The organism is Microbacterium sp. Soil_N32 (genome assembly GCF_057655505.1).
On the sequence record NZ_JBDGME010000018.1, the window covers coordinates 185,125 to 199,504 of the forward strand.

The following is a 14,380-nucleotide window of genomic DNA, read 5'->3' on the forward strand; positions in this document are numbered from 1 at the left end:
CGGGCGCCGCCCTCAGGTGGGGGACAATGGGGGGATGACCGTCTCCCTGCTCGGCGCCACCGAGATCCGCCGACTCGCCGCCGAGCTCGACGTCACCCCGACGAAGAAGCTCGGCCAGAACTTCGTCGTCGACGCCAACACGGTGCGCAAGATCGTGCAGGCCGCCCGTGTGCAGCCGGGGGAGCGGGTGGTCGAGGTCGGGCCGGGGCTCGGGTCGCTGACCCTCGCGATCCTCGAAGCCGGCGCCGCGGTCACCGCGGTCGAGATCGACCACCGGCTCGCGGCGCGCCTGCCGCAGACCGCCGCCGAGCGCGGTGTGCCCGACGGGATGCTCACGGTCGTCGACGCCGACGCGCTGCGCATCACCGAGCTGCCGGGCGAGCCGGCCGTGCTCGTCGCGAACCTGCCGTACAACGTCTCGGTGCCGGTGCTGCTGCACTTCCTCGAGACCTTCCCCTACCTGCGGCGCGGCGTCGTGATGGTACAGGCCGAGGTCGCCGAACGCCTCGCCGCGAAGCCGGGGTCGAAGATCTACGGCTCGCCGAGCGTCAAGGCGGCGTGGTACGGCGAGTGGAAGCTCACCGGCACCGTCTCGCGCCAGGTGTTCTGGCCCGTTCCCAACGTCGACAGCCTGCTCGTCGGATTCGACCGGGCAGAGGGGGAGCGGGGCGACGAAGACGAACGCCGACGCACCTTCCTCGTCGTCGACGCCGCCTTCAACCAGCGGCGCAAGATGCTGCGGCAGGCGCTCTCGGGGATCTTCGGCAGCTCGTCCGCGGCATCCGAGGCACTGGTGGCCGCCGGGGTCGCCCCCACCGCTCGGGGCGAGGACCTCACGGTCGACGACTACCAGCGCATTGCGCAGCATGTCCCGGCGGCCGCGCACGACGCGGTCGGCGGGTAATCTGACACCGTGACCGACTCGCCCCGCTTCAGCCCGAACGTCCCCGAGCTCCACCGCCCGTACGCCGCCGATGAGGGCCGCTACGGCACGTTCCCCTACCGCCAGGTCGGATCGACCGGCCTGTACCTGCCGCCGATCTCGCTCGGCCTGTGGTGGAACTTCGGCGACAACATCCCCCTCGACAACCAGCGCGCCCTGCTGCGTCACGCGTTCGACCGCGGCATCACGCACTTCGACCTCGCCAACAACTACGGCCCGCCGTACGGATCGGCCGAGAAGAACTTCGGCCGCATCTTCGCCGAGGACCTGCGTCCCTACCGCGACGAGCTGATCATCTCGTCGAAGGCCGGATGGGACATGTGGCCCGGGCCGTACGGCGACTTCGCGAGCCGCAAGTACATCCTCGCCAGCGCCGAGCAGTCGCTCACCCGCATGGGGCTCGACTACGTCGACATCTTCTACTCGCACCGCGTCGACCCGGTGACCCCGATCTTCGAGACGGTGGCCGCGCTCGACACCCTCGTGCGGCAGGGCAAGGCGCTCTACGTCGGCATCTCGTCGTACAGCGCCGAGCGCACCGAGGAGGCCGTCGCGGTCGCCGCCGAGCTCGGCACTCCGCTCGTGATCCACCAGCCCGCCTACTCGATCCTCAACCGCTGGATTGAAGACGGCCTCACCGACACCCTGCAGCAGCACGGCCTCGGCGCGATCGCGTTCACCCCACTCGCCCAGGGACTCCTCACCGACAAGTACCTCGGCGACGGGACGGCCGACCGGGCGCAGAAGCGCGGCTCCCTGCCCGAGGGCAAGCTGCCCGACGAAGCGGTGCAGACGCTGCGCAGCCTGAACGAGATCGCGAAGGAGCGAGGTCAGACGCTCGCGCAGCTCGCCCTGCAGTGGACGCTGCGCACCCCCGTCGTCGCGTCCGCCCTGATCGGCGCCTCGCGCACGTCGCAGCTCGACGAGAACATCGCCGCGCTCGACGGGCCGGCCTTCACCGACGACGAGCTGTCGCGCATCGACGAGCTCGCCGGCGCGATCGACGTCAACATCTGGGCGAAGTCCTCGGACCTCTGATCGGCACCGCCAGGAACCGTCATGCCCTCCGACTCCGTGCACGTCCGCGCCCCCGGGAAGATCAACGTCTACCTGGGGGTGGGGGCCCGGCATGACGACGGCTACCACGCGCTGGCGACCGTGTTCCAGGCCGTATCGCTGTTCGAGGACGTGATCGCCCGCCCGGCCGACGACTTCTCGATCACGGTGCACGGTGCCGAGGCGGATGCCGTTCCCCTCGACGACCGCAACCTCGCGATGCGCGCGGCCAAGCTGCTCGCGGCGGCCGCCGACTATCACGGCGGCGTCGCGCTCGAGATCCGCAAGAACGTACCCGTGGCGGGCGGCATGGGCGGGGGATCGGCGGATGCCGCCGCCGCCCTGGTCGCCTGCGACGCGCTCTGGGGCACCGGGTTCTCGCAGACCCGTTTGCACGAGCTCGCGGCGCGGCTCGGCGCCGACGTGCCCTTCTCGCTGCACGGCGGCACGGCGGTCGGTACCGGTCGAGGCGACCAGCTCAACCCGGCCCTCGCCCGCGGACGCTTCGACTGGGTGCTCGTCACGAGCGACGAGGGCCTCTCGACGCCCGTCGTGTACGACGAGCTCGATCGACTGCGCGACGCGGAGGCAGCGCTCGCCGACGATCCCGCGGAGTCGCTCGACGTGCCGATCCCGGTGCTCCAGGCGCTGCGCTCCGGTGATGCCGTGCAGCTGGCTGCGAGCCTGCAGAACGATCTGCAGGCGGCGGCGGTGCACCTGCGCCCGGATCTCGAGGAGACGATCCGCCAGGGGGTGCGCGCGGGTGCGCTGCACGGGATCGTCTCGGGATCCGGACCCACGGTCGCGCTGCTCTGCGCCGACGCCGACACCGCCCGCTCCGTGCGCAATGCGCTGCAGGAGGACGGCCGCGAGGCGCTGCAGGTGTACGGCCCCGTGCCCGGCGCCCGCATCCTGGTCTGACGGCAGGCTCGCTGCCCCGCACGACCCCTCCGCGCCGGTCGTGACATCGCATGTAGGCGCTCGGGCGCGCCCGGGGTCATAATGAGACGATCGATGTGACCGTGCACATGACGTGTGCACATGCAAGGAGGCCGTGATGTCCACTGCCTCTGAGCGCGCCCGGATGCCGAGCATCCGCGACGTCGCACGCCTCGCCGGCGTCTCGCATCAGACGGTCTCGCGGGTGCTCAACGACCACCCGAGCATCCGCCCCGAGACGAAGGCCAAGGTGCTCGACGCCATCTCGGTGCTCGACTACCGTCCCAACCTCGCAGCGCGGGCGCTCGTCACGAGTCGGTCGAACATGCTCGGGGTGCTGTCGGCCACGATCGGCGAGTTCGGGCCGACGTCGTCGATCGCCAGCATCGAGGAGGCCGCGCGCGAAGAGGGGTACTCGGTCACCACCCTGAACCTGGCCGCCACCACGCCCGAGGCCATCGGCAGCGCCGTGCGCCAGCTCGCGCGGGAGCAGGTCGACGGCATCGTGGTGCTCGCCCCGCAGGTGCGGGTGTTCCATGTCCTGCGCGGCATGGCGGTCGACTTCCCGTTCGTCACGCTGCAGACCGCGTCGGGATCGGACGGGGTGAGCCTCTCGGCGGACCAGGTCGCGGGAGCGCGCGCCGCGACCGAGCACCTCATCGCGCTCGGCCACAGCGACATCCTGCACCTCGCGGGGCCGCAGGACTGGATCGAGGCCGAGTCGCGCATGCGCGGCTACCTCGACGCGCTGCGCGAGGCCGACCTGCCGACGTTCCCGCCGATCCGCGGCGACTGGACCGCCGACTTCGGATACTTCGCGGGGCAGGAGCTGTCGCGTCGCCGCGACTTCTCCGCGGTGTTCGCGGCCAACGACCTCATGGCGATCGGGCTCATGCACGGGTTCCGCGACGCCGGGGTGCGCGTGCCGGACGACATCAGCGTGGTGGGGTTCGATGACATTCCCGTGGCGGCGCACGTCGCCCCGACCCTCACGACCGTGCACCAGGAGTTCCGGGAGCTCGGCCGTCGGGCGGTGCGGATGCTGCTGTCGCAGATACGCGGCGAGGAGACGCCCGAGTTCGGTCCGCTGCAGACCGCCGTGCGCGATCGCGAGTCGGCCGGACCGCACACACCTCGCGTGTCACGGTAACGACACGAAATGCCCGGGCGGACTTGACACTGCTCGCCCCTCGGGAGTTACATGTACCAATGTGAACGGTCACATCGAAGGTGACCGCACGTCGCGAGGAAGATCCGTGAGCACCACAGCAACGTTGCCTACCGTGTCTGGCCCGATCCTGGAGATGCGCAACATCACCAAGGAGTTCCCGGGGGTCAAGGCTCTCGCCGACGTCTCGATCACCGTCCGCGCCGGCGAGATCCATGCGATCTGCGGCGAGAACGGTGCCGGGAAGTCGACGCTCATGAAGGTGCTGTCGGGGGTGTACCCGTACGGCACCTACGACGGAGAGATCCTGCTCTACGGCGAGGAGCAGCGCTACCGCGACATCGCGGCGAGCGAGGCCGCCGGCATCGTCATCATCCACCAGGAGCTGGCGCTCATCCCCGAGCTCTCGATCACCGAGAACATCTTCCTCGGCAACGAGATCAGCCGCTTCGGCGCGATCGACTGGCAGGCGCAGACCAGCCGCACCGTCGAGCTGCTCGCCCGCGTGGGACTGAACGAAGACCCCGACGTGGCCGTCAAGACGCTCGGCGTGGGCAAGCAGCAGCTCATCGAGATCGCGAAGGCCCTCAATAAGGACGTCAAGCTGCTCATCCTCGACGAGCCCACCGCGGCCCTCAACGAGAACGACTCGCAGCACCTGCTCGACCTGATCCTCGGCCTCAAGGCCAAGGGCATCGCGTCGATCATGATCAGCCACAAGCTCAACGAGATCGAGCAGATCGCCGACGAGATCACCATCATCCGCGACGGCCGCACGGTCGAGACGCTCGACATCTCGCGCGGCGAGATCAACGAGGACCGCATCATCCGCGGCATGGTCGGCCGCTCGCTCGAGAGCCGCTACCCCGACCGCACGCCCGAGATCGGCGAGGTGTTCTTCGAGGTCAAGGACTGGTGGGTGCAGCATCCCACCGTCTCCGAGCGCATGGTCGTCAAGGGGTCCAGTCTCAACGTGCGCCGCGGCGAGGTCGTCGGCATCGCCGGACTCATGGGCGCCGGGCGCACCGAGTTCGCGATGAGCATGTTCGGCCGCTCCTACGGCACGTTCCTCTCGGGAACGATGATCAAGGACGGCCAGGAGATCGCCCTCCCCGACGTCGCGGCCGCGATCAAACACGGCTTGGCGTACGTCAGCGAGGACCGCAAGGTGCTCGGCCTGAACCTGCTCGACACGATCAAGCGGTCGGTCGTCGCGGCGAAGCTGTCGAAGATCGCCAAGCGCGGCGTCGTCGACGACCGCGAGGAGTACTCGGTCGCCGAGCGCTACCGCAAGGCGCTCCGCATCAAGACCCCGTCGGTCGAAGAGGGCGTGGGCAAACTGTCGGGCGGCAACCAGCAGAAGGTCGTGCTCGCCCGGTGGATGTTCACCGACCCCGACCTGCTCATCCTCGACGAGCCCACCCGCGGCATCGACGTCGGCGCGAAGTACGAGATCTACGCGATCATCAACGAGCTCGCCGCCCAGGGCAAGGGCGTCATCGTGATCTCCAGCGAGCTGCCCGAGCTCCTGGGCATCTCCGACCGCATCTACACCGTCTTCGAAGGTCGGGTCACCGACTGCATCCCGGCCGACCAGGCCACCCCCGAGGCCCTCATGCGCAGCATGACCTCCGCGACCCAGAAAGCATCCGCATGACCACCGAATCCACCCCCGCGAAGAGCGGATTCCACCTCAAGGACATCACGAAGATGTTCGGAGGGGGCGGCACGTCGACGCTGCGCCAGTTCGGCATCCTCGGCAGCCTCATCGTCATCATCGTGCTCTTCGAGATCCTCACCCTGCTGCGCAACGGCCCGAACGGTGCGACGCTGACCTCGGGCAACCTGATCAACGTCATCAATCAGTACTCGTTCATCCTGATCCTCGCGATCGGCATGGTGATGGTCATCATCATGGGTCACATCGACCTGTCGGTCGGATCGGTGGCGGCGTTCACGGGCATCATCGTCGCGAAGGCGATGACCGAGGGCAACCTCCCCTGGCCGCTCGCGATCCTGCTCGGCCTCGGCGTCGGCGCGCTGGTGGGCGCATGGCAGGGCTTCTGGGTCGCGTACGTCGGCGTCCCCGCGTTCATCGTGACCCTCGCGGGCATGCTGTTCTTCCGTGGTGCGCAGCAGTTCATCGGCGACGCGCAGACGATCCCGGTGCCCAAGGGGTTCCAGGTGATCGGCACCGGGTACCTGCCCGAGATCGGTCTGCCGCTGCCGTTCAACATCCCGACCATGCTGCTCGCGCTCGTCGCGGTCGCGTGGCTGGTCTTCTGGGAGATCCGCACCCGCCGCGTCCAGCGCAAGATGGGCTCCGACATGGCGCCGCTCTGGGTGAGCGTCACGAAGGTCGTGCTCCTGTCGATCGTCGTGCTCGCCGCCGCCTGGATGTTCGCGACCGGCCGCCCCGGCACGAGCTTCCCTGTGCCCGGTCTCATCCTGCTCGCGCTCGTCATCCTCTACACCTTCGTCACGAGCAAGACCGTCTTCGGCCGCCACATCTACGCGGTCGGCGGCAACCGGCAGGCCGCGCGCCTGTCGGGTGTGAAGGACCGCTGGGTCGACTTCTTCGTCATGATGAACATGTCGGTCCTCGCCGCCCTCGCCGGCATGATCTTCGTCGCCCGTTCGCAGGCCTCCGGGCCGAACGACGGCACCGGCTGGGAGCTCGACGCCATCGCCTCGGTCTTCATCGGCGGCGCGGCCGTCGCCGGCGGTATCGGCACCGTGATCGGCTCGATCATCGGTGGTCTCGTGATGGCGTTCCTCAACAACGGCCTCGCGCTGCTCGGCCAGGGCGCCGACGTCGTCTCGATGATCAAGGGCCTCGTGCTCCTGCTCGCGGTCGGCATCGACGTCTGGAACAAGCAGCAGGGCCGCCCCTCGCTCATCGGCTTCATGACGCGACGCTTCGGCCGCCAGGTCGACCCCGCGACCGAGACCTTCGAGCCCAACAAGACCTACCAAGCCCCACCCGTCGACAAGACGAGCGGAAAGTAGGGGTCCGTCGCGTGGCCCACGCGCGACGAGACCTTCACACACCAGAGAAAGAGATCACATGAAGAAGATCCTCCTTACGACGACAGCGCTTGTCGTCGCGGGCGCCTTCGCCCTCACCGGCTGCTCGTCGGAGCGCGGCGGTGACACCGGATCCGGCAGCGGTGACGAGGCCGCATCGGGCTTCGAGGCGGGTTCCACGATCGGCGTCGCCCTTCCCGACAAGACGTCGGAGAACTGGGTGCTCGCGGGCAAGCTGTTCACCGACGGACTGGAGGAGGCCGGCTACAAGGCCGACGTCCAGTACGCCCCGGCGAGCAACACCGTCGCCGAGCAGCAGAACCAGATCCAGGCCATGGTGCAGAACGGCGCCAAGGTCATCATCATCGGCGCGAAGGACGGCAAGCAGCTGGCCACGCAGGTGCAGGCGGCCAAGGATGCCGGTGCCTACGTGATCGCGTACGACCGCCTCATCGAGAACACCGAGGCCGTCGACTACTACGTCGCGTTCGACAACTTCAAGGTCGGTCAGCTGCAGGGTCAGGCTCTGCTCGACGGCCTCGAGGAGCGCGCGGGCCACGAGGCGCCGTACAACATCGAGCTCTTCTCGGGTTCGCCGGACGACGCCAACTCGGCCGTGTTCTTCGACGGCGCGATGGACGTGCTGCAGCCGAAGATCGACGACGGCACGCTGAACGTCGTCTCGGGTCAGACCGAAATCGCTCAGACCGCCACCGAGGGCTGGCTCGCCGAGAACGCGCAGAACCGCATGGACACCCTGCTCACCGGCTCGTACAGCGGTGACACGGTGCTCGACGGCGTGCTCTCGCCGAACGACACGCTCGCCCGCGCCATCATCACCTCGGTGCAGCAGGCCGGCAAGCCGGTTCCGGTCGTCACCGGTCAGGACTCCGAGGTCGAGTCGGTGAAGTCGATCATGGAGGGCGTGCAGTACTCCACCATCAACAAGGACACCGCGCTGCTCGTCGAGCAGGCCATCAAGATGGTCGGCCAGCTGCAGAAGGGCGAGGAGGTCGACGTCAACGACACCGAGTCCTACGACAACGGCGTGAAGGTCGTCGACTCGTACCTGCTCGAGCCGCTGATCGTCACCAAGGAGAACGCTGCCGAGGCGTACAAGAACGTTCCGAGCCTGCTCGAGATCGTCGAGTCCTACAAGTAACCAGACAGACGACTAACGAGTCGTAAGACTTACCAGTCGTCCTTCTGAGCAGCACCGCGAGCATCCGCTCCGCCGACGAGAACCGCCCGGGCCCTCCGCCCGGGCGGTTCTCCGCGTCTCCGGCGGCTTCGACCGCTCCGGCGCTCGCGTCGCCGGCTCCGGTCGCACGAACGGTCGCTTCGCTCGCTCCGGTCGCACGAACGGTCGCTCCCGGCGCTGAGAACGACCCTTCGTGCGACCGGAGCGGGACGGGAGGCGGGGGGAGGGTACAGCGGGGACGTGATTGAGTGGACGGATGCTGTTGCATGCGGAGGTGCGCGGAGACGCGAGCGGGCCGAGCGTCGTCCTGCTCCACGGGCTGATGGGGTCGGCGGAGAGCTGGCACGAACTCGTACCGCTGCTCGGCTCCCAGGGATTCCGGGTCGTTGCCCTCGATCTTCCGGGTCATGGCCTGTCGCCGCGCGATCCGGCGCTCACGGTTGCATCGGCTGCGGCATCCGTCGTTGAGACGGTCCGCGCGCTCGGCGGGGGCGCGCCGGTGTTCGCCGTGGGGCACTCGTACGGCGGGAGCGTGCTGGCAGAAGCCGCAGACTCGCTCGGGGCCGGGACGGCTGTGTACGTCGACGCCGGACTCGCGATCAAGGGAGGCGCCGACCGTCGATCGCTGACCTCGCAATACGCGCTGGAGGCGCGGGGGCGGAGCGTCGCGTCGCTGCAGGCCCGGTCTGAATACACGCTGGGCCGCGCCGTGCGGGAGGCGCGGGCGGCCGCGCGGTTCGACGCGGCGACGTCGGCATCGATCTCCTGCGGCGACGAACTGGTGTGGGCTCCGGCCCCCGGCTCGATCGTCGTGCGAGCGTCGCCGAGCCGGTTCGTGCCCGACGCCCTCGCCGCGGAGTGGTCGGAGCGCGGCGTCGACGTGCGCAGCATCCCGCACGCGGCCCACACACTCTGGTACAGCCACCCCGACGCATTCACCGCTACCCTCCCCGAGCTGTTCGCGGACCCGCTCGTCTCGTCCTCCGGTCGCACGAACGGCGGCTTCGCTCGCTCCGGTCGCACGAACGGTCGCTCCCGGCGCTGAGAACGACCCTTCGTGCGACCGGAGCGGGACGGGAGGCGGGGGGAGGGGCGAGCGGGGGCGATTAGTCTGGGAGGGATATGGCACATCTCCTGGGGGCCGAGTCCCTGCACCTCGAATACCCGACGCGCGTCGTCTTCGACTCCGTCACCCTCGGCATCGAGGAGGGGGACCGCATCGGCATCGTCGGCCGCAACGGCGACGGCAAATCGAGCCTGCTCGGCATGCTCGCGGGCACCAAGGAGCCGGATGCCGGGCGGGTCACCGTGCGCGGCGGCACACGCATCGGTGTGCTCTCGCAGGCCGACACCCTCGACGACGACCTCACGATCGGCGAGGCGGTGGTCGGCGACACCCCCGAGTACGAGTGGGCGGGGGATGCCCGCACACGGGATGTCATCGAGGGTCTGCTTGCTGAGCTGCCGTGGGACGCCCGCGTCGGATCGCTCAGCGGCGGCCAGCGCCGCCGCGTCTCGCTGGCCCGCCTGCTCGCCGGGGACTGGGACGTTCTCGCCCTCGACGAGCCGACGAACCACCTCGACGTCGAGGCCATCACGTGGCTCGCCGGGCACCTGAAGAAGCGGTGGGCGCCGAACTCGGGCGCGCTGCTCGTCGTCACCCACGACCGGTGGTTCCTCGACGAGATCTGCACCGAGACCTGGGAGGTGCACGACCGCATCGTCGAGCCGTTCGAGGGCGGCTACGCCGCGTACATCCTGCAGCGCGTCGAGCGCGACCGCATGGCGGCGGCGACCGAGGCGAAGCGGCAGAACCTCGCCCGCAAGGAGCTGGCCTGGCTGCGCCGCGGCGCCCCCGCGCGCACGAGCAAGCCGAAGTTCCGCATCGACGCGGCGAACGAACTCATCGCCGACGTGCCCGAGATCCGCGACACGGTCTCGCTGCAGTCGCTCGCCGTCTCGCGTCTGGGCAAGGACGTCGTCGACCTGCTCGATGTGGCGGTGACCTATGCGACGCAGGACGGCGGCGCGAAGACCGTGCTGCGCGATGTCGAGTGGCGCATCGCGCCGGGGGAGCGCACCGGCATCCTGGGCGTGAACGGCGCAGGCAAGTCGACCCTGCTCGGTCTGATCTCGGGCACTGTCGAGCCGACCGAGGGGCGGGTCAAGCGCGGCAAGACCGTGCAGGTGCGCACGCTCACCCAGCGCATCGACGAACTCGAACCGCACTGGAACGACCCGGTGCGTGTCGTCATCTCGGGCCTGCGCACCTCATACACGCTCGGCGCCGGATCGAAGGCGCAGGACCTCACACCCGGGCAGCTGCTCGAACGCCTCGGCTTCTCGTCGGCCCAGCTGTCGACACCGGTCAAGGATCTCTCGGGCGGCCAGCAGCGGCGCCTGCAGCTGCTGCTCGTGCTGCTCGACCAGCCCAACGTGCTGATCCTCGACGAGCCGACCAACGACATGGACACCGACATGCTCGCCGCGATCGAGGACCTCCTCGACTCGTGGTCGGGCACGCTGCTGGTGGTCAGCCACGACCGCTACTTCCTCGAGCGGGTCACCGACCAGCAGTACGCGATCCTCCCGGGCCGCGACGGGGCGGGGCGCCTCCGTCACCTTCCCGGCGGTGTCGACGAGTACCTGCGTCTGCGGCAGCTGCAGGATGCCGGCACGGGAGCGACCGCCGGCACCGGGTCGCCCGCATCCGCCCCGGCCGCGGCAGCGCCGGCGGCCGGTCTCGACGGCGCCGCCCTGCGGACCGCTCAGAAAGAGGTGTCCGCCCTGGAACGGCGCATCCAGAAACTGACGCAGCAGGTCGACGCGGCGAAGCACGCCCTCGCCGATCACGACCAGAGCGACTACGCGGGTCTCGGCGACAAGATGGCCGCGATCACGGCGCAGGAAGCGGAGATCGCGGAGCTCGAGGAGAAGTGGTTCGAGCTCACCGAGCAGATCGGCTGAGCGGCTTCCGTCCCATCGGGGGGAGTGCCGGTCCCTGGTGATCGGCGCACCCGAGGGAATACCTTTGCCCTCAGACGCGCTGTGCTCTGGGTGGGATCCGACGCCATCCGGTGTCGCACGGCATGATTCTGCGGCATTTCGGGAGGTACGCCCATGGAAGGACTCGAGGTCACCGTCCTGCTCGGACTCACGATCCTCGTCGGCACCCTGCTCGCCCCGCGCATCCGGCTGGCTCTGCCGCTCGTGCTCGTGGTGCTGGGGCTGCTGCTGGGGTTCGTCCCGGCGCTGCGCGAGGTGCAGCTGCCGCCCGAGACCGTGCTGCTGCTCTTCCTGCCGGTCATGCTCTTCTGGGAGAGCCTCACGACCTCGTTGCGGTCGATCCGACGCGACTTCCGCTACATCCTGCCCATGAGCACGCTGCTCGTCGTCGCCTCCGCGTTCGCGGTCGCCGGAGTCGGGGTGCTATTCGGGATGCCGTGGGAGATCGCGCTCATCCTCGGGGCCGCCGTCGCCCCACCCGACGCCACGGCCGTCGCGGCCCTCGGACGCCTGCTGCCTCGGCGCATGTTCATGAAGCTGAAGGCCGAGAGCCTCACCAACGACGGCACGGCGCTCGTGCTCTACGCGATCGCCGTGTCGCTCGCCGTCGGCGGGCAGATCACGCCGCTGTCGGTGACGTGGACGGTGCTGGTGTCCTACGTCGGCGGAATCGCCGCGGGGGTCGTCGTAGCGCTCCTCGGCGCTCTGCTGCTGCGCGGCACGAACCGCACCTCGGTGCTGAACGTGACGCTGCTGCTCATCCCGTTCACGGCGTTCCTCGTCGCCGAGATCATCCACGCGTCCGGGGTGCTCGCGGTGGTCGTCGCCGGGCTGATCGTCTCGTTCGTGTCGCCGCGGGTGACGACCGCGTCGTCGCGGCGTCAGACCGACGCCGTGTGGCCGTTCGGGGTGTTCCTGCTCAACGGCGCGCTCTTCATCCTCATCGGCCTCGAGGTGCAGTACGTCGTGCACGAGATCTCCGGCGCGATGATCGGATGGCTCGCGCTCACCTCTATCGCGGTGTGGGTGACGCTGGTCGTCGTCCGGTACGTCTTCCAACTGCTCACCGCGCCGTTCCAGAGGCAGAGCGGTCAACGACCCCCGCGGGGCCTGCGGGCGCGCTCACGTCTGGTCTCGACCGTCGCCGGGATGCGCGGCGCCGTCTCGCTCGCGATCGCCCTGTCCGTGCCCTCGACCCTCGCCGATGGATCGTCGGGCCGCGACGAGGTCGTGTTCGTCACCGCGGGTGTCATCCTGCTCAGCCTCCTCGTGCAGGGGCCGCTCCTGCCGGCCGTCGTGCGCTGGGCGCGGATGCCCGTCGATCACGCCGAGCAGGAGGAGTACGAGCTCGCCGAGCGCACCATCTCGGGCGCGGCCCTCGCGGCGCTCGACGATCTGGCAGCGGAGCACGGCGTGGGCCAGGAGGTGCGCGACCGCGTGCGCACCGAGGGGTATCAGATGCTCGAGCTCGCGAACGCCAAGGCGCTCGCGCGCGAGCAGGAGCTCGTCGATGCCGAGGCCCGCGAGCTGGATGCCCTGCTCGCGCAGCCCGACACGACGACCACCGCGCCCGCCGTTCCGGCCCTGGATTCCGACGACCCCCTCGCCACGGGCGGCGTGACGGATGCCCTCGACGGCACGACTCTTCAGATGATCGCGACCTCGACCGATGTCGACGTCATGCAGCGGTCGCCGCTCGTGCGCCACGAGGAGCACACCCGGCTGAAGCTCGCACTGCTCGAGCGCAAGCGCGAGGTGCTGCTGGGTCTGCGCCGTTCCGGAACGATCGACGACGTGGTCGTGCGCCGCATCGCGGCCCGACTGGACCTCGAACAGGTGCGGCTGCAGGGCATCGAGGAGTTCGACTGAGCCCGACCGCGGCGGGGGCGCAGCGACCGGCGGGCGGGCGGATGCCGTGGCGACACGCGCGGGCGATGCCGTCGCGTGACGCTGTGTGACGATGCGATTCCGCGCGCTGCCGCCGCCCTGCCTAACGTATTCGAGTCCCTGACAGAAGGAACCCGCACACATCATGTCCCGTCGTACCACCTCCCTCCTCGCCGCGCTCGCCGCGGTCCCGCTCGTCGTCGCGCTCGCCGGCTGCGCCACGTCGTCCGACGCCGGATCCGGCGACTCGGGCTCGTCCGACGGCGAGACCGTCAAGATCGGCGTCGTCGGCAAGGGCGACCCGCAGTGGCCCGCGTTCGTCGACGCGGCCGCCGAAGAAGGCATCACGGTCGAGCTCGTCGACTTCGGCTCCTACGAGCAGCCGAACCCCGCGCTGAGCGAGGGCGAGATCGACCTCAACCAGTTCCAGCACATCGTGTACCTCGCCGACTACAACGTGAACTCGGGCTCCGACCTCGAGCCGATCGGCTCGACCGCGATCTACCCGCTCGGCCTGTACTCGAAGAAGTACGACGACGTCGACAGCATCCCCGAGGGCGAGACCGTCGCCGTCCCCGACGACGCCTCCAACCAGGCGCGCGCCCTGCTCGTGCTGCAGTCGGCCGGCCTCATCGAGCTCAAGAGCGGCGGCACGATCTTCTCCGACATCGCCGATGTCGACACCGCGAAGTCCAAGGTGAAGGTCACGGCCCTCGAGGCCGCCCTCATCCCGACGTCGCTGCCCGACGTCGCCGCCGCGATCATCAACAACGACTTCGTCGAGGACGCGGGTCTGACGTTCGACGACGCCATCGCGCAGGACGACCCGGAGGACCCCAACGCCCTCCCGTACGTCAACATCTTCGCGGCTCGCGCCGAAGACGCCGACAACGAGACGTACCTCAAGCTGGTCGAGATCTTCCAGACCAACGAGGCCGTGCAGAAGGGCCTGAGCGAGTCGTCCGGCAACACCGCCGTCGCTCTGCAGACCCCGGTCGAGGACCTCGTCGCGTCGCTCGAGAAGGTCCAGAAGGACACCGAAGAGAACAAGTGAGTCAGCGCGGGGGGAGACCCCTCCCGCCTGATGCGAGAGAATCGGGTGGCGCATCGCGCGTCACCCGATTCGTCGTTCCCGACACCACCCCGGAGCATC

General features: G+C 69.3%; 11 protein-coding genes. All 11 read left to right on the plus strand.

The window, feature by feature from the left end; all coding sequences use genetic code 11:
* The first annotated feature begins 34 nt into the window (after nucleotides 1-34).
* The 11 genes from rsmA (at nucleotide 35) to AC3A3J_RS07285 (ending at nucleotide 14,281) form a co-directional block, all read left to right on the plus strand.
* Nucleotides 35-904, plus strand: a complete 870-nt coding sequence (gene rsmA, locus AC3A3J_RS07235; protein WP_487671630.1) for a 16S rRNA (adenine(1518)-N(6)/adenine(1519)-N(6))-dimethyltransferase RsmA — start codon at nucleotides 35-37, stop codon at nucleotides 902-904.
* Nucleotides 905-913: 9 nt separating this feature from the next.
* Nucleotides 914-1,981 (plus strand): aldo/keto reductase, encoded by a 1,068-nt coding sequence (locus AC3A3J_RS07240; protein WP_487671631.1) that lies wholly within the window; start codon nucleotides 914-916, stop codon nucleotides 1,979-1,981.
* 21 nt (nucleotides 1,982-2,002) lie between these two features.
* Nucleotides 2,003-2,920: a 4-(cytidine 5'-diphospho)-2-C-methyl-D-erythritol kinase gene (locus tag AC3A3J_RS07245; protein ID WP_487671632.1), complete on the plus strand. Its 918-nt coding sequence runs from the start codon at nucleotides 2,003-2,005 to the stop codon at nucleotides 2,918-2,920.
* A 136-nt stretch (nucleotides 2,921-3,056) separates the two neighbouring features.
* Nucleotides 3,057-4,088, plus strand: a complete 1,032-nt coding sequence (locus tag AC3A3J_RS07250) for a LacI family DNA-binding transcriptional regulator (protein WP_487671633.1) — start codon at nucleotides 3,057-3,059, stop codon at nucleotides 4,086-4,088.
* 133 nt (nucleotides 4,089-4,221) lie between these two features.
* Complete coding sequence (gene mmsA, locus AC3A3J_RS07255; protein ID WP_487671777.1) at nucleotides 4,222-5,763, plus strand: multiple monosaccharide ABC transporter ATP-binding protein; 1,542 nt, start codon at nucleotides 4,222-4,224, stop codon at nucleotides 5,761-5,763.
* Nucleotides 5,760-7,115: a multiple monosaccharide ABC transporter permease gene (gene mmsB / locus AC3A3J_RS07260; RefSeq protein ID WP_487671634.1), complete on the plus strand. Its 1,356-nt coding sequence runs from the start codon at nucleotides 5,760-5,762 to the stop codon at nucleotides 7,113-7,115. The genes mmsA and mmsB overlap by 4 nt, the downstream gene beginning before the upstream one ends.
* 58 nt (nucleotides 7,116-7,173) lie before the next feature.
* Nucleotides 7,174-8,295, plus strand: a complete 1,122-nt coding sequence (locus AC3A3J_RS07265; protein WP_487671635.1) for a substrate-binding domain-containing protein — start codon at nucleotides 7,174-7,176, stop codon at nucleotides 8,293-8,295.
* 295 nt (nucleotides 8,296-8,590) lie between these two features.
* Nucleotides 8,591-9,379, plus strand: coding sequence for an alpha/beta fold hydrolase (locus tag AC3A3J_RS07270; protein WP_487671636.1), 789 nt, complete (start codon nucleotides 8,591-8,593; stop codon nucleotides 9,377-9,379).
* A 77-nt stretch (nucleotides 9,380-9,456) separates the two neighbouring features.
* The gene (locus AC3A3J_RS07275; protein WP_487671637.1) at nucleotides 9,457-11,301 is read left to right on the plus strand and encodes an ABC-F family ATP-binding cassette domain-containing protein; all 1,845 of its coding nucleotides are present in this window, start codon (nucleotides 9,457-9,459) and stop codon (nucleotides 11,299-11,301) included.
* 153 nt (nucleotides 11,302-11,454) lie between these two features.
* Nucleotides 11,455-13,209, plus strand: coding sequence for a Na+/H+ antiporter (locus AC3A3J_RS07280; RefSeq protein ID WP_487671638.1), 1,755 nt, complete (start codon nucleotides 11,455-11,457; stop codon nucleotides 13,207-13,209).
* A 163-nt stretch (nucleotides 13,210-13,372) separates the two neighbouring features.
* Nucleotides 13,373-14,281 (plus strand): MetQ/NlpA family ABC transporter substrate-binding protein, encoded by a 909-nt coding sequence (locus AC3A3J_RS07285; protein ID WP_487671639.1) that lies wholly within the window; start codon nucleotides 13,373-13,375, stop codon nucleotides 14,279-14,281.
* The last annotated feature ends 99 nt before the right edge of the window (nucleotides 14,282-14,380 follow it).